Raw genomic sequence first — 19,714 nt, 5'->3', positions numbered from 1 at the left:
CGGTACACCGGGTTATTCCCGGTTGCACCTAGGGCGCGAATGCTATGCAACAAATCAAATAAGGTGCAACCAGTTTCGTGAGAATTAGTTGCACCTAGTCGGATTTATCGACAATCACCCCGTTTTTGCTCCCTTTTGTGGCAGTCATAACCCTTTGCTAGAAGCAAAAGCACCAAGCAGGAGCAGCACTTTCGTACCAGAAAATAATTCCTGACGAGTTGCCTATTATTCCGACAAAAAAAGGGTTGCACCCGGTTGCACCTCTTTCGGCGCACGGCTAATCTTGCCGCCAGCTGATGCCACGCAACTGTGGCAACCATGAGGATAAAAATATGGCTACCACCACCCTTGGGGTCAAACTCGATGACCCGACCCGCGAACGCCTGAAGGCCGCCGCAACCTCGATTGATCGCACGCCGCACTGGCTGATCAAACAGGCAATTTTCAATTACCTGGAAAAACTCGAGGGTGGTGCAACCCTGACCGAGCTGAACGGTTTGACCGCCAAGGACGCCGATGAGGCGGGCGAAGTCCACACCGATCACGCCCACCAGTGCTTCCTTGAATTCGCCGAAAGCATCCTGCCGCAATCCGTACTGCGTGCTTCGATCACTGCCGCTTACCGTCGCCCTGAGCCGGAAGTGGTGCCGATGCTGATCGAGCAGGCTCGCCTGCCAGCGCCGATGGCAGAAGCCACCAACAAACTCGCCGCTTCCATCGCGGAAAAACTGCGTAACCAGAAAAGTGCCGGCGGTCGTGCAGGCATTGTTCAAGGTCTGCTGCAGGAATTTTCCCTGTCGTCCCAGGAAGGCGTAGCGCTGATGTGTCTGGCCGAAGCGCTGCTGCGTATCCCGGACAAAGGCACTCGCGATGCACTGATCCGCGACAAGATCAGCACCGGTAACTGGCACCCGCATTTGGGCAACAGCCCGTCGCTGTTCGTCAACGCCGCCACTTGGGGCCTGCTGCTGACCGGCAAGCTGGTGTCTACGCACAACGAAGCTGGCCTGACCTCTTCGCTGAGCCGCATCATCGGCAAAAGCGGCGAGCCGATGATCCGCAAGGGCGTCGACATGGCCATGCGCCTGATGGGCGAGCAGTTCGTCACCGGCGAAACCATCGCCGAAGCCTTGGCCAACGCGAGCAAGTTCGAAGCCAAGGGCTTCCGTTATTCCTACGACATGCTCGGTGAAGCGGCCCTCACCGAACACGACGCGCAGAAGTACCTGGCGTCGTACGAACAAGCCATTCACTCGATCGGCAAAGCCTCCCACGGCCGTGGGATTTATGAAGGCCCGGGCATCTCCATCAAGTTGTCGGCACTGCACCCGCGTTACAGCCGTGCGCAGTACGAGCGTGTGATGGACGAGCTGTACCCGCGTCTGCTGTCGCTGACCCTGCTGGCCAAGCAATACGACATCGGCCTGAACATCGATGCCGAAGAAGCCGACCGTCTCGAACTGTCGCTGGATCTGCTTGAGCGCCTGTGCTTCGAGCCGCAACTGACCGGCTGGAACGGCATCGGTTTCGTCATCCAGGCTTACCAGAAGCGTTGCCCGTACGTGATCGACTACGTGATCGATCTGGCCCGTCGCAGCCGTCATCGCCTGATGATCCGCCTGGTAAAAGGCGCGTACTGGGACAGCGAAATCAAGCGCGCCCAGGTCGAAGGCCTGGAAGGCTATCCGGTCTACACCCGCAAGGTGTACACCGACGTTTCCTACATCGCTTGCGCACGCAAACTGCTGTCGGTGCCGGAAGTCATCTACCCGCAGTTCGCCACGCACAACGCCCACACCCTGTCGGCCATTTATCACATTGCCGGTCAGAACTATTACCCGGGCCAGTACGAATTCCAATGCCTGCATGGCATGGGCGAACCGCTCTACGAACAAGTTGTAGGCAAGGTTTCCGAAGGCAAGCTGAACCGTCCGTGCCGCGTGTACGCTCCGGTCGGTACTCACGAAACCCTTCTGGCGTACCTCGTACGTCGCTTGCTGGAAAACGGCGCGAACACCTCGTTCGTCAACCGCATCGCCGACCAGTCGATTTCGATTCAGGAACTGGTGGCCGATCCGGTGGCGCAGATCGAGCAGATGGCGACCGTGGAAGGTGGTTTCGGCCTGCCGCACCCGCGCATTCCGCTGCCGCGTGATCTGTATGGTGCCGAGCGTGCCAACTCCAGCGGCATCGACATGGCCAACGAACATCGTCTGGCCTCATTGTCCTGCGCCTTGCTCGCCACTGCGCACAATGACTGGAAAGCCGCGCCGATGCTCGGTTGCGCTTCCAGCAACGAAACGCCGGCAGCGGTTCTGAACCCGGCTGATCACCGTGATGTGGTCGGTCATGTTCAAGAAGCCACGGTTGAAGACGTCGACAACGCCATCCAATGCGCACTGAACGCCGCACCGATCTGGCAGGCTACCCCGCCGGCCGAACGTGCGGCGATTCTGGAACGTGCCGCTGACTTGATGGAAGGCGAGATTCAGCCACTGATGGGCCTGTTGGCTCGTGAAGCCGGCAAGACCTACGCCAACGCCATCGCCGAAGTCCGCGAAGCGGTCGACTTCCTGCGTTATTACGCGGTGCAGGCTCGCAACGATTTCAGTAATGACGCCCACCGCCCACTGGGTCCGGTGGTGTGCATCAGCCCGTGGAACTTCCCGCTGGCAATCTTCAGCGGCCAGGTCGCTGCTGCACTGGCTGCCGGTAACCCGGTACTGGCCAAACCGGCCGAACAAACCCCACTGGTGGCGGCTCAGGCTGTTCGCCTGATGCTTGAGGCCGGCATCCCGGAAGGCGTGCTGCAACTGCTGCCGGGTCGCGGTGAAACCGTCGGCGCCGGTCTGGTCGGCGATGAGCGCGTCAAAGGCGTGATGTTCACCGGTTCCACCGAAGTCGCGCGCCTGCTGCAACGCAACATTGCCGGTCGCCTCGACAACCAGGGCCGTCCGATTCCGCTGATCGCCGAAACCGGTGGCCAGAACGCGATGATCGTCGACTCCTCGGCTCTGACCGAACAAGTCGTGATCGACGTAGTTTCGTCGGCCTTCGACAGCGCCGGTCAGCGTTGCTCGGCGCTGCGCGTACTGTGCCTGCAGGAAGATTCCGCCGATCGCGTCATCGAGATGCTCAAAGGTGCCATGGCGGAAAGCCGTCTCGGCAACCCAGAGCGCCTGTCCGTGGACATCGGCCCGGTGATCGACGCCGAAGCCAAGGCGGGCATCGACAAGCACATCCAGGGCATGCGCGATAAAGGTCGCAACGTGTATCAGGTCGCTATCGCCGACACCGAAGAAGTCAAACGCGGCACCTTCGTCATGCCGACCCTGATCGAACTGGAAAGCTTCGACGAACTGCAACGCGAGATCTTCGGCCCGGTGCTGCACGTGGTTCGCTACAAGCGCAAAGAGATCGATCAACTGATCGGCCAGATCAACGCTTCCGGTTATGGCCTGACTTTGGGCGTACACACGCGCATCGACGAGACCATCGCCAAGGTGATCGACAACGTCAACGCCGGTAACGTCTACGTCAACCGCAACATCGTTGGCGCTGTGGTCGGCGTGCAGCCATTCGGCGGCGAAGGCTTGTCGGGTACCGGTCCGAAAGCCGGTGGCCCGCTGTACTTGTACCGCTTGCTGTCGACGCGCCCTACTGATGCCATCGAACAATCCTTCGCTCGCGGTGATGCTGCCGTGGCACCGGACGTTCGTCTGCGCGACGCCATGAGCAAACCGCTGACCGCGCTGAAAGCCTGGGCCGACAGCAACAAGTTTGCCGACCTGAGCACTCTTTGCGTGCAGTACGCTGCGCAATCGCAGAGCGGCATCACCCGCGTGCTGGCCGGCCCGACCGGTGAGAAAAACAGCTATGCCATCCTGCCGCGTGAGCACGTGTTGTGCCTGGCCGAGGTTGAAGGTGATTTGCTGACGCAACTGGCGGCGGTGCTTGCGGTAGGCGGTTCGGCGGTATGGCCGGAGTCCGACATCAGCAAGGCCTTGTTCGCACGCCTGCCGAAGGAGATTCAGGCGCGGATCAAGCTGGTTGCCGACTGGAATAAAGACGAGGTGGTGTTTGATGCGGTTCTGCATCACGGCCATTCCGACCAGTTGCGCGGCGTTTGCCAGCAGATTGCCAAGCGTGCCGGTGCGATCGTTGGGGTTCAGGGCTTGTCCCAGGGCGAGACCAACATTGCGCTGGAGCGCCTGGTGATTGAGCGGGCGTTGAGCGTTAACACCGCTGCGGCGGGGGGTAATGCCAGCTTGATGACTATCGGCTAACACCCGATAAACCGGACACCTGCATGGGTGTCCGGCATAGCAACAGTCCCTGTGGGAGCGAGCTTGCTCGCGAAAGCGGTTTGCCAGTCAACGTGAATGTTGAATGTGCCGGCCTCTTCGCGAGCAAGCTCGCTCCCACAGTGTTTTGTGGTGTTTGTTAAGTCGGCGCGCGGCTCCAACATCACGCTTATCAATCATCCTGTTCAGCCTTTATCAGCACGCCTAGACTCGGCCCAACCCCAACTTCAGGTAGGCCGCCATGTCCGAGACGCTGCTCAGTTCCCGCAATCTGGCTTTCGAGCTGTATGAAGTCCTTGATGCCGAGGGCCTGACCCGGCGTGAGCGCTTTGCCGAGCACAATCGCGAAACCTTCGACGCCGCCATCGGCACCGCGCGCAACATTGCCGAAAAGTACTTTGCGCCACACAACCGCAAGGGCGACGAGAACGAGCCGCGCTACGAAGACGGTCAGGCGATTCTGATTCCTGAAGTGAAACCGGCGGTGGATGCCTTCCTTGAAGCCGGATTCCTCAACGCTGCGCGCAGCTTCGATGCTGGCGGCATGCAACTGCCGACGCTGCTGTCCCAAGCTTGCTTCGCGCATTTCCAGTCGGCCAACGCGGCTTCGACGTCCTACCCGTTCCTGACCATGGGCGCGGCGAACCTGATCGAGAGTTTTGGCACTGAGGAACAGAAACAACGCTTCCTGCAGCCCATGATCGATGGCCGCTTCTTCGGCACCATGGCGCTGACCGAACCGCATGCAGGTTCATCGCTGTCGGATATTCGTACACGCGCCGAGCCGGCGTCCGACGGCACTTATCGCCTGAAGGGCAACAAAATCTTTATCTCCGGCGGCGATCACCCGCTCTCGGAAAACATCGTGCACATGGTCCTGGCCAAACTGCCGGACGCACCTGCGGGCGTTAAAGGCATTTCGCTGTTCATCGTGCCGAAGTTTCTGGTCAACGATGACGGCAGCCTCGGCCCACGCAATGACGTGCTGCTGGCCGGGCTGTTCCACAAGATGGGCTGGCGCGGCACCACCTCCACAGCACTGAACTTCGGCGATAACGGTGAATGTGTCGGTTATCTGGTGGGTAAGCCGCATCAGGGCCTGAGCTACATGTTCCAGATGATGAACGAAGCGCGGATCGGCGTCGGTATGGGGGCGGTGATGCTCGGTTATGCCGGTTACCTGTATTCGCTGGAGTACGCCCGCGAACGGCCACAGGGTCGCGTTCCGGACAGCAAAGATCCGACGACGGCGCCGGTGGCGATCATTCAGCACGCCGATGTACGACGCATGCTGTTGACGCAAAAGTCCTACGTCGAAGGTGCATTTGACCTCGGCTTGTATGCAGCGCGCCTGTTCGATGACACCACGACGCTTGAGTCCGAAGCCGAGCGTAAACAGGCCCACGAATTGCTGGATCTGCTGACGCCGATCGTCAAGTCCTGGCCATCGGAGTTCTGCCTCAAGGCCAACGAACTGGCGATCCAGATTCTTGGAGGCCACGGTTACACCCGCGAATACCCGGTCGAGCAGTATTACCGCGACAACCGTTTGAACCCGATTCACGAAGGCACCCATGGCATTCAATCGCTGGACTTGCTCGGGCGTAAATTGGCGCAGAACGGTGGCGCGGGGCTCAAGCAACTGATTCGTCTGATCGCCAACACCGCTGAGCGCGCGACGGCGTATGAATCGCTGACCGCCCTGCGTGAACCACTGGAAAAGCTGGTCGCGCGCCTGCAAACGGTAACCATCGGTTTGTTGACCGACCTGGCACAGGGCAAGGTAAATAGCAGTCTGGCGAATTCGGCGCTGTACCTGAAGGTGTTCGGCCACACGGTGATTGGCTGGCGCTGGCTGGAGCAGGCGATTCGAGCCGAGGAAGGGCTGGCCAAAGGGAATGCAGCGGATGCCGACTTCTATAAGGGCAAGTTGCAGGCAGCGCGGTATTTTCTGACGTGGGAAGTGCCGGGTTGCCACCATGAACTGGCGTTGCTGGAGGCGCGGGATGATACGTGCCTGGCGATGCAGGATGCGTGGTTCTGAAGCGCAACCCTCACCCCAGCCCTCCCGAAACGTCGGACCGCCCAGAGGGAGAGGGGGCCGACCCGAGGTGTCTACGCATCGACCTGAAAAACCGTGTCGATTATGGATTCGGTAAAGCACTTTCAGGTCGGCGTACTTCTCAAGCATCCCACATTCAGTTCCCTCTCCCTCCGGGAGAGGGCTAGGGTGAGGGGCTTTTCTGGTTTAACACTCAGCTGAGTTTGAACCCACCCATCTGCCGCGCCAGATCGTCCGCCAACCTCTGCAACATCTGACAATCCTCACGACACGCCCGAACCTCCCCAGCCGTCGCCCGCGCCAAATCAGAAATCCCCTGCACGTTACGATTGATCTCTTCCGTCACCGCCGACTGCTCTTCGGTCGCCGTCGCCACTTGATGGTTCATGTCACTGATGCGCTCGACCTGCCCGGTAATCGCCGTCAGCGACGCCCCGGTGCGCTGGCTCGACTCAACCCCGGTACCGGTCGCCGCCTGACCGGTGCGCATAGACGACACGGCGTTTTCCGCGCCTTGCTTGAGGCTGCCGATCATTTGCTGGATTTCGTCAGTGGATGCCTGAGTGCGGCGCGCCAAGGTGCGCACTTCATCGGCGACAACTGCAAAGCCGCGACCCATATCACCGGCGCGCGCCGCCTCGATGGCGGCATTAAGTGCCAGCAGGTTGGTCTGCTCGGAAACTCCGCGAATCACCGCCAGCACCGAATCAATCGACGCCACTTGATGCGCCAGCTCGCCGACCGCACCCGCCGCTACGCCAATCTCATCCGACATGCTTTCAATATGCTTGATCGAGCCGCCGACCACTTCCCGCGCCTGCATTGCTTCATCCCGCGCGGTTTGCGAAGCGAGTGCCGCGTTACCAGCGTTCTGCGCAATTTCTTGCACGGTCAGGCCCATTTCGTGAACGGCGGTGGCAACCATGTCAGTCATTTCCTGCTGACGGCCGGAACGTTCGGCGGTGTTCTCCACCACTTTCGCCACTTGCCCCACGGCCGTGCGCAGACGTTCACTGGTGGTCAGCACCTCGCCGATCATCCCGCGCTGGCTATCAAGGAAACAGTTGAAGCCCCGGGCTAGATCGCCCAGCTCATCAGCGCGGCTGGAATCTAACCGGTGGGTCAAATCTCCCCCACCGCTACCGATTGCTACCAGCGCGGCTGTTACCTGGCGAATCGGCCGGACCAAACCTTGCGCCAGCCACACCACCAAAGCGAGGCACACCAGCGCTACGGCCAGACCGATACCGCCGCTCATCCACATCGCTTTACGGGCTTCGGCGTAGATCTGCGATTGCGGCACTTCGGCCACCAGGGTCCAGCCCAGATCACGCAGAGGCAGGCTGAAGGCGAGGAAGTCTTCACCCTCCCTTTGGAAGCTGCTGCTCACAGCATTTTTTTGACCCATGACGGCTTGAGCAGCGGAGGCGCCAATCTGCTCTGTCAGCGTGCGTTTGCCGCTGAACTGCGCCTCGGGATGCACCTGGATCAAACCGTCGGAACGCACCAGATAGACCTTGCCGCGCTCACCAAAGCTGAAGTTGTGAATCAGCTCCGACAGCTCTTTCATACTCAAACCGAGCCCGGCCACACCGACTACCTTACCGGCCTGCTCCACCTTCAAATCAATGAACAGCGCCAACTCTCCAGTCGCCCCGTCGTTGTCGATGTTCAGGGTGCGCGGCTGATTGCTGTCGAGAAAGGAATAGAACCACGCGTCAGCCGGTTTTGAACGGCTGAGGGTGCGATCCAGACCTTTTTCGGTGATGTAGTGATTGGATTCGGTGCCGATGATCAAAGCGGTAAAAGCCTTGTGTTCGGCGCGGATGCCTTCCAGATACTGCGCGAAGCCAGCCGTTTTGCTGCTGTCTTCGCCTGAGGAGAGCCAGTCGCGGACCATCGTATTGCTGGCGATATCTTTGGCCGCCGTCAGCGGTTGCACGAGGATGCGCTCGATATCGTTGCGCGTCGCTTCAATGCTCGACGGCAGCGCTTGTTCGACCAGATAGCTCTGGGCGAGGCGGTTGACCACCAGGGTATAAATGCCAACCACGATCAGGATGCTGACCAGCAGGGCGGTGCCCATGCTGAGAATCAGCTGCCATTGAATACTGCGTCGCCACAACTGCATGGAGCACCCCCAAAGAATAAGTGGCCGAAACAATGCAACAGCCGTGCCGATTGTATACAACCCAGTCGACAATCTATTCTTTGGTTGTGCGCACCTCCATCAACCCTGATTGATGGTCTTGGCGATGGTGTCGACCGTGGCGCTGACTTGCTCTTGGTAACGGTCGAGTTCTTCTTTGTGCTGCTTCTTCATTTCAATCTGCTGCGAGCACAGATTCATCGCCGCCAGCACCAGCAAGCGGTCACCGATCAGTGTCGGGTATTTGCGCTTGGTGTCATCCAGCGCTGCCTTGAGCATCATGGCCGCGTCCAGCAGGGTCTGTTCTTCCCCGGCCGGTGCCTTGATCGAATAGTCCTCCCCGAGAATGGAGACGACTTTTACCCCTGCTGTATGGTGGTTCATGCGCTGACAGGACCTGCGTTGACGCGATCAACCAGGGCTTGAATGCGTGCAGCGGTGGCGCCGTGCTTTTCTTCCTGCTCCATCAGGTTCAGTTGCAGGCTTTCGTTTTCATCCTTGGCCTGGGCCAGTTCCGTGGACAGGGTCTGGTTGGTTTGCGCGAGTGTCTGGTTCTGTTGCACCAGGTCGCTGACGAGCTGTTCCAATTGGCTGAGGGATGCTTCCAACATTTTGATCTTCCAAGCGTTTTTCAAAGGGCGCGTACGATAAAGAAAAGTCATCACGGATGCCAGGGTTAAACCGGCGCAAAGCCTTGATTTTCCTGGTGGCCGACCGTTCTCGCGAGTTTTAAAGACTGTGATCTGCCGATCTGGTTCCTGCACTTCGTCGCCCCGGCCCCTATGCGACAAATACGCACAGTGCCTCAAGACTTTAGTCGCATGACCGATAAGTCATCCATATCGCAGTCTCAGCCCGCATGGATGCGGCCCTCTCTTGGTATCCGCCCATGTCCCTCCGCAATATGAATATCGCCCCAAGGGCGTTTACCGGCTTTGCCCTGATCGGCGGCCTGATGCTGATTCTGGGCGTTTTCGCCCTGAACCAGATGAGCAAAATCCGCTCAGCGGGCGAGGACATCGCTACGGCCAGCGTGCCGTCGATCAAGGCCCTTGATGAATTCACTCAACTGACGCTGCGTCTGCGAGTGCTGTCGTATCGGTTGCTGATCAACCGCGAACCGGACGTGCAGCAAAAAACCATCGAGCTGTTCGATATGCGCAACCGCCAGATCACCGAGGCGCAGCGTGCCTACGAGCCGCTGATTTCAAGCCCCGACGAACGTACGGCGTACGATCAGTACGTACAACTGCTGGCGCAATACCGTCAGCTCGAAGACCGCATGAAAACCCTGTCGCGCAACAACCAGATCGACGAATTGCGGCAGATGCTCAACAGCGATCTGCTGAGCAACTCTGAAGCGGTAAACACCGCCCTGGCGCGCTTGCTGGAGATCAACACCCAGCAAATCGCCGAGACCGATCAAGGCGCCAAAGATCAGTATTCGATGTCGTTCGATCTGGTGGTCACCCTGCTGGTGATCGCCAGCGGCTTGACCCTGCTCTTCGCCTGGCTGCTGACCGTCAGCATCACCAAGCCGATTTCCAAAGCACTGGACGCTGCGGAAACCATCGCCGAAGGCAACCTGACCCAGCCGATCCACGTTGACGGTGAAGACGAGGCAGGACGTCTGCTGGCAGCGATGGCGAAGATGCAATCGAAACTGCGGGACACCCTGCAACGCATTTCCGGCTCGGCCACTCAGTTGGCTTCAGCGGCTGAAGAGCTGAATAGCGTCACCGACGAAAGCGCGCGTGGCCTGACTCAGCAGAACAACGAGATCGAACAAGCGGCCACTGCGGTCAACGAAATGACCAGCGCCGTAGAAGAAGTCGCCCGCAATGCGGTGAGCACCTCCGAAGCCTCGAAGAACGCCACCACTTCGGCTGGCGACGGTCGTGACCTGGTCCAGGAAACGGTCAGCGCGATCGAACGCATGAGTGCCGATGTACAGAGCACCGCCAGCCTGATCGGCGATCTGGCCAATGAGTCCCGTGACATCGGCAAGGTGCTGGATGTGATCCGGGGTCTGGCCGATCAGACCAACCTGCTGGCGCTGAACGCGGCGATTGAAGCGGCGCGTGCCGGTGAAGCCGGGCGTGGTTTTGCCGTGGTGGCGGATGAAGTGCGTGCCCTGGCGCACCGTACTCAGCAGTCGACCAGCGAAATCGAGCGGATGATCGGCAGCATTCAGAGCGGCACCGAACACGCCGTGGATTCGATGCGTAACAGCACCGAGCGTGCCGAGTCGACGCTGAACATTGCTCGAGGTGCCGGCATGTCGCTGGACACCATCAACACCGCCATCGTCGAAATCAACGAGCGCAACCTGGTGATCGCCAGCGCCGCCGAAGAGCAGGCGCAGGTGGCGCGGGAAGTGGATCGCAACCTGGTGAATATTCGTGATCTGTCGGTGCAATCGGCGACTGGGGCGAATCAGACGAGTGCGGCGAGCAATGAGCTGTCGCGGTTGGCGCTGGACCTGAACAACATGGTTGGGCGGTTCAGCCTGTAAATTTTGAGATCAAGATCAAAAGCCCCTCACCCCAGCCCTCTCCCAGAGGGAGAGGGGGAAAGGGAGCAGATCGGGGGCCTTTCAGATTTCAGTTCGACGCGATATTTCAGGTCGATGTACCTTGCACAAACACCGCGATCAGTCCCCTCTCCCTCCGGGAGAGGGCTAGGGTGAGGGCAGCAATCGCCAGCCGAACCAAAACCTCGAATCCCCCAGCGTAAAAACCTTTTTGACAGCATCACATTTCAACAGGTTAGAATCGCTGGCACGCAGACTGCATGGTCAGTTTGTGCCCGTCTTTACGCTTCTGGAGTACTGCCTTTGAATGCGACGACCATCAACAGCCTGTTCTTGATCGGCGCGTTGCTGGTAGGTGCAAGCATTCTCGTCAGCTCACTCTCTTCCCGCCTCGGCATTCCGATTCTGGTCATTATTCTTGCGGTCGGCATGGCCGCCGGGGTTGATGGCGGCGGGATCATCTTCGATAACTACCCCACGGCCTATCTGGTCGGCAACCTCGCCCTGGCGGTGATCCTCCTCGACGGCGGTTTGCGCACGCGGGTGTCGAGTTTCCGCGTGGCGTTATGGCCGGCGTTGTCGCTGGCCACGGTCGGGGTGTTGATCACTACCGGGCTGACCGGCATGGCCGCTGCCTGGCTGTTCGATCTCAATCTGATTCAAGGCTTGTTGATCGGTGCCATCGTTGGCTCGACCGACGCCGCAGCGGTGTTCTCGCTGCTCGGCGGCAAAGGCCTGAACGAGCGGGTGACCGCCAGTCTGGAAATCGAATCCGGCAGCAACGACCCGATGGCGGTGTTTCTCACCGTGACTCTGATCGATATGCTCGCCAGCGGCCAGACCGGTTTGCACTGGAGCCTGCTGACCCACCTGATCCGCGAGTTCGGCATCGGTGGCGTGATCGGCCTGGGCGGTGGCTGGTTGATGCTGCAACTGGTCAATCGAATCAACCTCGCTGCCGGTCTGTATCCGATTCTGGTGATCGCTGGCGGTCTGGTGGTATTCGCCCTGACCAACGCCCTGCATGGCAGCGGCTTCCTTGCCGTTTACCTGTGCGGTCTGGTGATCGGCAACCGCCCGGTGCGCAGCCGTCACGGCATTCTGCACATGCTCGACGGCATGGCTTGGCTGGCGCAGATCGGCATGTTCCTGGTGCTGGGGCTGCTGGTGACGCCGCACGATTTGCTGCCGATCGCCCTGCCCGCCCTGGGTCTGGCGCTATGGATGATTCTGTTTGCGCGGCCGCTGTCGGTGATGGTCGGCCTGCTGCCGTTCAAGGCGTTCCATGGCCGCGAGAAAGCCTTTATTTCCTGGGTTGGCCTGCGCGGCGCGGTGCCGATCATTCTCGCGGTGTTCCCGCTGATGGCCGGGCTGCCGAACGCGCAGCTGTATTTCAACCTTGCGTTCTTCATCGTGCTGGTGTCACTGCTGGTGCAAGGTACGAGCCTGCCGTGGGTCGCCAAGCTATTGAAGGTGACCGTGCCGCCAGAGCCGGCGCCGATTTCCCGGGCCGCACTGGAAGTCCACGTCACCAGCGAGTGGGAGCTGTTCGTGTACAAGCTGGGCGCGGAGAAATGGTGCATCGGCTCGCCCCTGCGTGAGCTGAAAATGCCCGAAGGCACGCGCATCGCGGCACTGTTTCGTGGCCAGCAACTGCTCCATCCGTCGGGTAGTACGGTGCTGGAAGTCGATGATTTACTGTGCGTTATCGGCCATGAACACAACCTCGGCGCCCTCGGAAAACTGTTCAGCCAGGCGCCGCAACGCGGCCTCGATCTGCGTTTCTTCGGCGATTTTGTACTCGAAGGAGACGCCCAGCTTAAAGCGGTTGCAGCGCTGTATGGCCTGCCGGCCGAGGGCATCGATCCGGACATGACCCTGGGCGCGTTCATTGCCCACAAGGTCGGTGGTGCACCGATCGTTGGCGACCAGGTGGAGTGGAACAACACTCACTGGACGGTTGCGGTCATGGACGGGAACAAGATCGGCAAAGTGGGCGTCAGATTCCCCGAAGGAAGTCGCCCGGGCCCCGGGCTCTTCCTCTAAACTGCGTCCACTCTCACTTGCTTGACCGGTCTCTATGCCTACCCTGCGCTCCTTTTTCGCCGCGGCCCTGCTGGGCCTGAGTCTTACTGTCGGCCCGCTGTACGCCGCCGAACCACCGTCCAGCGACGCCGTGCAGGCCAGCCTCGACAAACTCGCCGACAGCAAACTGCCGGATGCCGATAAAAAGAGCCTGCAGACCGTCCTGCAGAACACGCTCAATCAGCTGAACAACCAGCGTGATTACGAACAGAAGCTGATCGATCTCAAGCAGCAGCTGGCCACCGCGCCCAAGCAAACGATTGAAAACACCCGCGAACTGACACGCCTCAAGGCTACGGCCGTGGTGCCGGTGGCACAGCGTTTTCCCAAAGAGTCGATCCAACAACTGGAGCAGATCCTCACCGATCGCTCGACTCAGCAAAGTGACCTGCAAAAAGCCCTCGCCGACGCTAACAGCCTGATCATCACCGCGCAGACGCGTCCCGAACGCGCGCAAGCGGAGATATCCGCCAGCCAGACGCGCATCCAGCAGATCAACAACATCCTCAAATCCGGCAAGGACGCGGGTAAAACCGTCACCGCCGAGCAGCGCGACCAGTTGAACGCGGAACTGGCGGCGCTGAATGCGCTGATCCCGCTGCGCCGTCAGGAGCTGGCCGGCAACAGCCAGTTGCAGGATCTGGGCAATGCCCAGCATGACTTGCTATCGGAGAAGTCCGATCGCCTCGACCGCGAGATCCAGGAACTGCAAACCCTGATCAACCAGAAGCGTCTGGCGCAGTCGCAGGAAACCGTTACCCAACAGTCGATCGAAGCGCAGAAGGCCGGTAGCAGCAGTCTGCTGGCCATCGAAAGCACGGCGAATCTCAAGCTCTCCGACTACCTGCTCAAAAGCACTGACCGCCTCAACGAAGTCACCCAGCAGAATCTGCAGACTAAACAACAGCTCGACAGCCTGACCCAGAGCGATTCAGCGCTGGACGAGCAGATCAGCGTGCTCAAGGGCAGCCTGCTGCTGTCGAAGATTCTCTACAAACAGAAACAAGCCCTGCCACGTCTCAAAGTCGACCGCGATCTGGCGGATCAGATCGCCGACATTCGCCTGTGGCAATTCGACGTCAGCCAGCAGCGTGAGCAACTGAGCAATCCGGCCGCCTATGTCGACAACCTGCTATCCACGCAGCCGCCGGAGCAGGTCACGCCGCAATTGCGCAAAAACCTGCTGGACCTGGCCAACACCCGCGCCGATCTGCTGGAGCGGTTGAACCGCGAACTGAGCGCCATGCTCAACGAGTCGATCACCCTGCAGCTCAACCAGAAACAACTGCTGAGCACGGCACAGAGCCTGCGCGCAACGCTGGATGAGCAGATGTTCTGGATCCCCAGCAACAAGCCCCTGGACCTGGAATGGATGCGCGCGGTGCCGGAACGCCTGAAACGTCAGGTCGACACCCTGCCGTGGGCCTCCAGTCTCAGTGAGCTGACCGACGGCCTGATCCAGCGTCCGTTGCTGTTTCTCCCGCTGGCGCTGTTGATCGGCGCACTGTTATGGCGGCGCAAAAGTCTGTACGGCAGGCTGAACAAGGTTCACCAGGACATCGGTCACTTCAAGCGTGACAGCCAGTGGCACACGCCGCAGGCGATTCTGATCAATATTCTGCTGGCGATGCCGGTCGCGTTGGGCCTGGCCTTGTGTGGTCTGGCGTTGCAGATCGACGCTCGCGGGCAGAACGCCAACATGGGCGCGGCGCTGCTGCAAATGGGCCAGGCATGGCTGGTGTTCTACACCGCTTATCGGATTCTGGCGCCGGGTGGCGTGGCGGAACTGCACTTCCGCTGGGAGAAGCCGCAGGTCGAATTCCTCCAGGGCTGGATCCGTCGTCTGGGTCTGGTGGTCATGGCGCTGGTAACTATTGTCGCCGTGGCCGAACTGCAACCGGCAGCACTGGCAGACGACGTGCTCGGCATGCCGGTGGTGCTGACCTGCTATGCCCTGATGGCCTGGCTGCTCAGTCGCTTGCTGATCAGCAGCCCGGCCCACGAGAACACTTCGCTGTTCCGCAAAGCCGTCGGCGTGATGTTCACCCTGCTGCCGATCGCGTTGTTCGTGGCGGTGTGCTTCGGCTACTACTACACCGCGCTGAAGCTCAGCGACCGGTTGATCAACACCCTGTACCTGCTGATGTTCTGGCTGGTGATCGAAGCCACCTTCGTGCGCGGTCTGAGCGTTGCCGCACGACGTCTGGCCTACCAGCGTGCCCTGGCCAAACGGCAGGCGGCGAAAGAAGCCGGCGATGGCGAAGCGGTGATCGAAGAGCCGACGCTAGACATCGAAAAGGTCAACGAACAATCCCTGCGCCTGATCCGTCTGGCCCTGCTCGGCGGTTTCATCGCCGCGCTGTACTGGGTCTGGTCGGACCTGATTTCGGTGTTCTCGTACCTCGACAACATCACCCTCTACGAGTACACCAGCGGCACCGGCGCCAACATGAGCATGGTGCCAATCAGCATCGGCGACATGCTTGGTGCACTGATCATCATCGGCATCACTTTCGCCCTCGCGCGCAACTTGCCCGGCCTGCTCGAAGTATTCGTGCTGTCCAAGCTCAATCTGGCTCAGGGCAGTGCCTACGCAACCACGACGTTGCTGTCGTATGTGATCGCCGGTGTCGGCTTCGTCTCGACCCTGTCGACCCTCGGCGTGAGCTGGGACAAGTTGCAATGGCTGGTGGCGGCGCTGTCGGTCGGCCTCGGTTTCGGTATGCAGGAGATCTTTGCGAACTTCATCTCCGGCATCATGATTCTTTTCGAACGCCCGGTGCGGATCGGTGACACCATCACCATCGGCAACCTGTCGGGCACGGTGAGCAAGATCCGCATCCGCGCCACGACCATCACCGACTTCGACCGCAAGGACATCATTGTCCCGAACAAGACGTTCATTACCGGGCAACTGATCAACTGGTCGCTGACCGACACCATCACCCGCGTGACGCTGAAACTTGGCGTCGACTACGGCTCCGATCTGGATCTGGTCAAAGAGCTGCTGCTCAAGGCTGCCCGCGAAAACCCGCGTGTACTCAAAGAGCCTGAGCCGCACGTGTACTTCCTCAACTTCGGCGAAAGCACCCTCGACCACGAGTTGCGCATGCACGTACGCGACCTCGGTGACCGCAACCCGGTGCTTGATGAGGTCAACCGCTTCATCAACCGCGAGTTCAAGAAGCAGCACATCAACATCTCGTTCCGCCAGATGGAGGTGTACCTGAAGAACCTTCAGGGCCAGGAATACAAGATGGTGCCGATCGAGCCGGAAACGAAAACCATCGTGCCGGTCGCCGACGATCAGAAACCGCTGCAAGAGCCACCGCCGGCCAAACTCGACTAACCGGTCTATTCCCAGCAGAATGCTCGGACATTCTGCTGGAGCCGGCCCTTGAAAGCCCTCGACGAACTGACCTTCGACAATCGCTTCGCCCGCCTGGGCGACGCGTTCTCCACCCACGTGCTGCCCGAGCCGATCGATAATCCGCGTCTGGTCGTCGCCAGCCCGGCGGCGCTGGCCTTGCTGGATCTCAACCCGGCGACCGCCGAAACCAACGAATTTGCCGAACTGTTTGGTGGCCACAAGCTGTGGGCCGATGCCGAACCACGGGCGATGGTTTACTCCGGGCATCAGTTCGGTGGCTACACGCCGCAACTGGGTGACGGTCGGGGCTTGCTGCTCGGCGAGGTCTACAACACTGCCGGCGAGCATTGGGACTTGCACCTCAAGGGCGCCGGGCAGACGCCGTTTTCGCGCATGGGTGATGGCCGTGCGGTGCTGCGTTCGTCGATCCGCGAATTCCTTGCTTCCGAAGCGTTGTACGCGTTGAACATTCCTTCATCGCGCGCGGCTTGCGTGATCGGCTCCGACACCCCGGTATGGCGCGAAAAGCAGGAACGCGCAGCGATGGTGCTGCGTCTGGCGCCGAGCCATATCCGCTTCGGCCACTTCGAATACTTCTATTACACCAAGCGCCCCGAGCAGCAGAAGCAGCTTGGCGAACACGTTCTGGCGATGCATTTCCCTGAGTGCCTGGAACAGCCGGAACCATATCTGGCGATGTTCCGCGAGATCGTCGAGCGCAACGCCGAACTGATCGCCAAGTGGCAGGCCTATGGCTTCTGCCACGGCGTGATGAACACCGACAACATGTCGATCCTCGGCATCACCTTCGACTTCGGCCCGTTCGCTTTTCTCGACGATTTCGACGCCAACTTCATCTGCAATCACTCGGATGATCAAGGGCGCTACTCGTTCAGCAATCAGGTGCCGGTTGGCCAGTGGAACCTCAGCGCGCTGGCGCAGGCACTGACGCCGTTCATCAGCGTCGAAGCCCTGCGCGAAACCCTCGGCCTGTACTTGCCGCTGTTTCAGGCGCATTACCTCGACCTGATGCGCCGCCGTTTAGGCTTCACCACAGCTGAAGATGACGACCAAACACTGCTGGAAAATCTGCTGCAACTGATGCAGAACAGCGGCGTTGATTACACGCTGTTTTTCCGCCGACTCGGTGAAGAGTCCGCCGTAGAAGCCGTCGCCCGTTTGCGCGACGATTTCGTCGACATCAAGGGCTTTGACGCCTGGGGCGAACGCTACATCGCCCGCGTTGCCCGCGATGGCGACGCCGATCAGGAACAGCGCCGCACCCGCATGCACGCGGTCAATCCGCTGTACATCCTGCGCAACTATCTGGCGCAAAAGGCCATCGATGCGGCAGAGCAAGGGGATTACTCGGAGGTACGCCGGCTGCATGCGGTGCTGAGCAAACCGTTTGAAGAGCAGCCGGGGATGGAGGCTTATGCCGAGCGGCCACCGGAGTGGGGCAAGCATTTGGAGATCAGTTGTTCTTCCTGAGTGCCAGCGCCTCATCTTGATAAACAGTTCGTACGGCTCCAGATAAGTCGTACGAAACGCTGAACGCCAACGAGCCGAATATGACTGACCCACTCCTCATCCCCTGCCCCTCCTGCAAAGGCCTCAACCGCATCCCTGCCGAGCGCCTTGCGGATCAACCCAAGTGCGGACGCTGCAAATCCGCCGTGCTGCTGAACAAACCCTTCGAACTCAAGCAAGGCGATTACGCCAGCCAGATCAAGGGTGATCTGCCGTTGCTGGTGGATGTCTGGGCGCAATGGTGTGGGCCGTGCAAGTCGTTTGCGCCGGTGTTCGAGCAGGCGGCGGCGCAGCTGGCCGGCAAGTGCCGCTTGGCCAAGCTTGATAGCGAGGCCAATCAGCAGTTGTCGGCGCAGTTGGGGATTCGCTCGATTCCGAGTCTGATTCTGTTCAAGAACGGCAAGGAAGTGGCGCGGCAGAGTGGTGCGTTGCCGTTGCCGCAGTTGATGGCGTGGCTGCGTAGCCAAGGGATCTGACACACCCCACCCCTCCTGTGGGAGCGAGCTTGCTCGCGAAAGCGGTGGATCAGTTAACGAAGATGTCTACTGAACTGACGCATTCGCGAGCAAGCTCGCTCCCACAGGTGTTCATGGATAGCTCAAGGGATCAGTGATCTTCGAGCAAGTTGTGCAGTTCGACGAATTGCTGGGTCAGCTTGTGGCGGGGATCGAGGTGGATCAGCGGCATGCTGGCCTGATGCGATTCGCGCATGCGCACCGAACTGGTCAGGTACACCGGCAGCACCGGTAGACCTTCGGCAATCAGCTCATCGAGGATCTGCTGTGGCAGGCTCGCCCGGGCCTGGAACTGGTTGACCACAATGCCTTCGACTTCCAGGCCTTCGTTGTGGTCGTCCTTCAACTCCTCGATCTCCGCGATCAGCCCGTACAGCGCCTGACGGGAAAAGCTGTCGCAATCGAAAGGGATCAGCACGCGATCGGCGGCAATCAACGCCGATACCGCATAAAAATTCAGCGCCGGCGGCGTATCAAGGTAAATCCGGTCGTAATCCTCGGACAGCTCATCAAGCAACTTACGCAGCTTGTTGATCTTGTGTTTGGCCTCAAGCTTGGGCTGCAAATCGGCCAACTCGGCCGTCGCGGTGATGATGTGCAGGTTGTCGAACGGGGTTTCGTAGATGTCCGCCTGATTCTTCTTCGAGAACGGCCCGGAAGACAGGGTCTGCTTGAAGAAGTCGGCAATACCCATCGGAATGTCGTCGCCGGTGAGCCCGGTCAGATACTGAGTGGAGTTGGCCTGGGCATCGAGATCGACCAACAGCGTGCGATAACCCTCACTGGCGCTGACCGCCGCCAGATTGCAGGCAATGCTGGACTTGCCTACCCCACCTTTCTGATTGAACACCACGCGCCGCATGACAAAACCTCCGTGTATCAAAGAATGACCGAGTGTAGATGCGCGTGACCTCGCTTCGCTACCTTCATGGACATGGACTACAGAGTCAGGTGCAAATATCCGCGGACAGATAGTGCAATTACCGCCATTGATCGCCGCGATCCCCGACAGACAAGCCGCTGACAATCTGGATAATGGCCAAGTGACAGTTTTCTTGCGAACCACTCGGTACATTTCGTTGCGCAAAATGTAACCAGCATTTGCTACACACTCGTCGCACCGGGATAATGCGCGCCACCCGGCGCCAAGCGCCACGTCAAGCCTG

11 protein-coding genes and 2 pseudogenes are annotated in these 19,714 nt (G+C 59.9%); 8 read left to right on the top strand and 5 right to left on the bottom strand.

Annotated features, from left to right (window positions below; all coding sequences use genetic code 11):
• The first annotated feature begins 332 nt into the window (after positions 1–332).
• On the top strand, positions 333–4,286 hold the full coding sequence (putA, locus tag BMY54_RS04565) for a trifunctional transcriptional regulator/proline dehydrogenase/L-glutamate gamma-semialdehyde dehydrogenase (protein WP_093430113.1): 3,954 nt from the start codon (positions 333–335) through the stop codon (positions 4,284–4,286).
• A 259-nt stretch (positions 4,287–4,545) separates the two neighbouring features.
• A complete protein-coding gene (locus BMY54_RS04560; protein ID WP_093430112.1) occupies positions 4,546–6,348 on the top strand; it encodes an acyl-CoA dehydrogenase in 1,803 nt (600 codons plus the stop codon).
• A gap of 211 nt (positions 6,349–6,559) precedes the next feature.
• Here BMY54_RS04560 and BMY54_RS31215 read toward each other — a convergent pair whose 3' ends face one another.
• The 4 genes and pseudogenes from BMY54_RS31215 to BMY54_RS04545 all read right to left on the bottom strand — a co-directional run bounded on the left by BMY54_RS31215 (position 6,560) and on the right by BMY54_RS04545 (position 9,126).
• The gene (locus BMY54_RS31215) at positions 6,560–7,291 is read right to left on the bottom strand and encodes a methyl-accepting chemotaxis protein (protein ID WP_371042269.1); all 732 of its coding nucleotides are present in this window, start codon (positions 7,289–7,291) and stop codon (positions 6,560–6,562) included.
• Between the two features lie 150 nt (positions 7,292–7,441).
• A pseudogene (locus BMY54_RS31210) lies at positions 7,442–8,452 on the bottom strand (cache domain-containing protein); the annotation flags it as partial.
• 144 nt (positions 8,453–8,596) lie between these two features.
• Positions 8,597–8,899 carry a cell division protein ZapA gene (locus BMY54_RS04550; RefSeq protein ID WP_064117128.1) on the bottom strand — a complete coding sequence of 101 codons (303 nt, stop codon included), beginning with the start codon at positions 8,897–8,899 and terminating at the stop codon, positions 8,597–8,599.
• A complete protein-coding gene (locus BMY54_RS04545) occupies positions 8,896–9,126 on the bottom strand; it encodes a hypothetical protein (RefSeq protein WP_007909525.1) in 231 nt (76 codons plus the stop codon). Before BMY54_RS04545 ends, BMY54_RS04550 begins: the two co-directional genes overlap by 4 nt.
• Positions 9,127–9,374: 248 nt before the next feature.
• Between BMY54_RS04545 and BMY54_RS31205 the strand changes: the two are divergent.
• The 6 genes and pseudogenes from BMY54_RS31205 to trxC form a co-directional block, all read left to right on the top strand.
• Positions 9,375–10,127: pseudogene (locus BMY54_RS31205) on the top strand (MCP four helix bundle domain-containing protein); the annotation flags it as partial.
• Between the two features lie 30 nt (positions 10,128–10,157).
• Positions 10,158–11,030, top strand: a complete 873-nt coding sequence (locus tag BMY54_RS31200) for a methyl-accepting chemotaxis protein (RefSeq protein ID WP_371042268.1) — start codon at positions 10,158–10,160, stop codon at positions 11,028–11,030.
• A 321-nt stretch (positions 11,031–11,351) separates the two neighbouring features.
• Positions 11,352–13,094, top strand: a complete 1,743-nt coding sequence (locus tag BMY54_RS04535) for a potassium/proton antiporter (protein ID WP_007909521.1) — start codon at positions 11,352–11,354, stop codon at positions 13,092–13,094.
• A gap of 34 nt (positions 13,095–13,128) precedes the next feature.
• Positions 13,129–16,482: a mechanosensitive channel MscK gene (gene mscK, locus BMY54_RS04530; RefSeq protein ID WP_093430109.1), complete on the top strand. Its 3,354-nt coding sequence runs from the start codon at positions 13,129–13,131 to the stop codon at positions 16,480–16,482.
• A gap of 48 nt (positions 16,483–16,530) precedes the next feature.
• Positions 16,531–17,994, top strand: a complete 1,464-nt coding sequence (gene selO / locus BMY54_RS04525) for a protein adenylyltransferase SelO (RefSeq protein WP_093430108.1) — start codon at positions 16,531–16,533, stop codon at positions 17,992–17,994.
• Positions 17,995–18,074: 80 nt separating this feature from the next.
• Positions 18,075–18,509 carry a thioredoxin TrxC gene (trxC, locus tag BMY54_RS04520; RefSeq protein WP_093430107.1) on the top strand — a complete coding sequence of 145 codons (435 nt, stop codon included), beginning with the start codon at positions 18,075–18,077 and terminating at the stop codon, positions 18,507–18,509.
• 130 nt (positions 18,510–18,639) lie between these two features.
• Here trxC and BMY54_RS04515 read toward each other — a convergent pair whose 3' ends face one another.
• Complete coding sequence (locus BMY54_RS04515) at positions 18,640–19,410, bottom strand: ParA family protein (protein WP_034152927.1); 771 nt, start codon at positions 19,408–19,410, stop codon at positions 18,640–18,642.
• Positions 19,411–19,714: the final 304 nt, after the last annotated feature.

Origin of the sequence: Pseudomonas sp. ok266 (assembly GCF_900110195.1) — a bacterium.
Taxonomy (GTDB): Bacteria; Pseudomonadota; Gammaproteobacteria; order Pseudomonadales; family Pseudomonadaceae; genus Aquipseudomonas; species Aquipseudomonas neuropathica.
The sequence above is the reverse complement of the archived record's forward strand: the minus strand, read 5'-3'. Positions and strand labels throughout refer to the sequence as shown.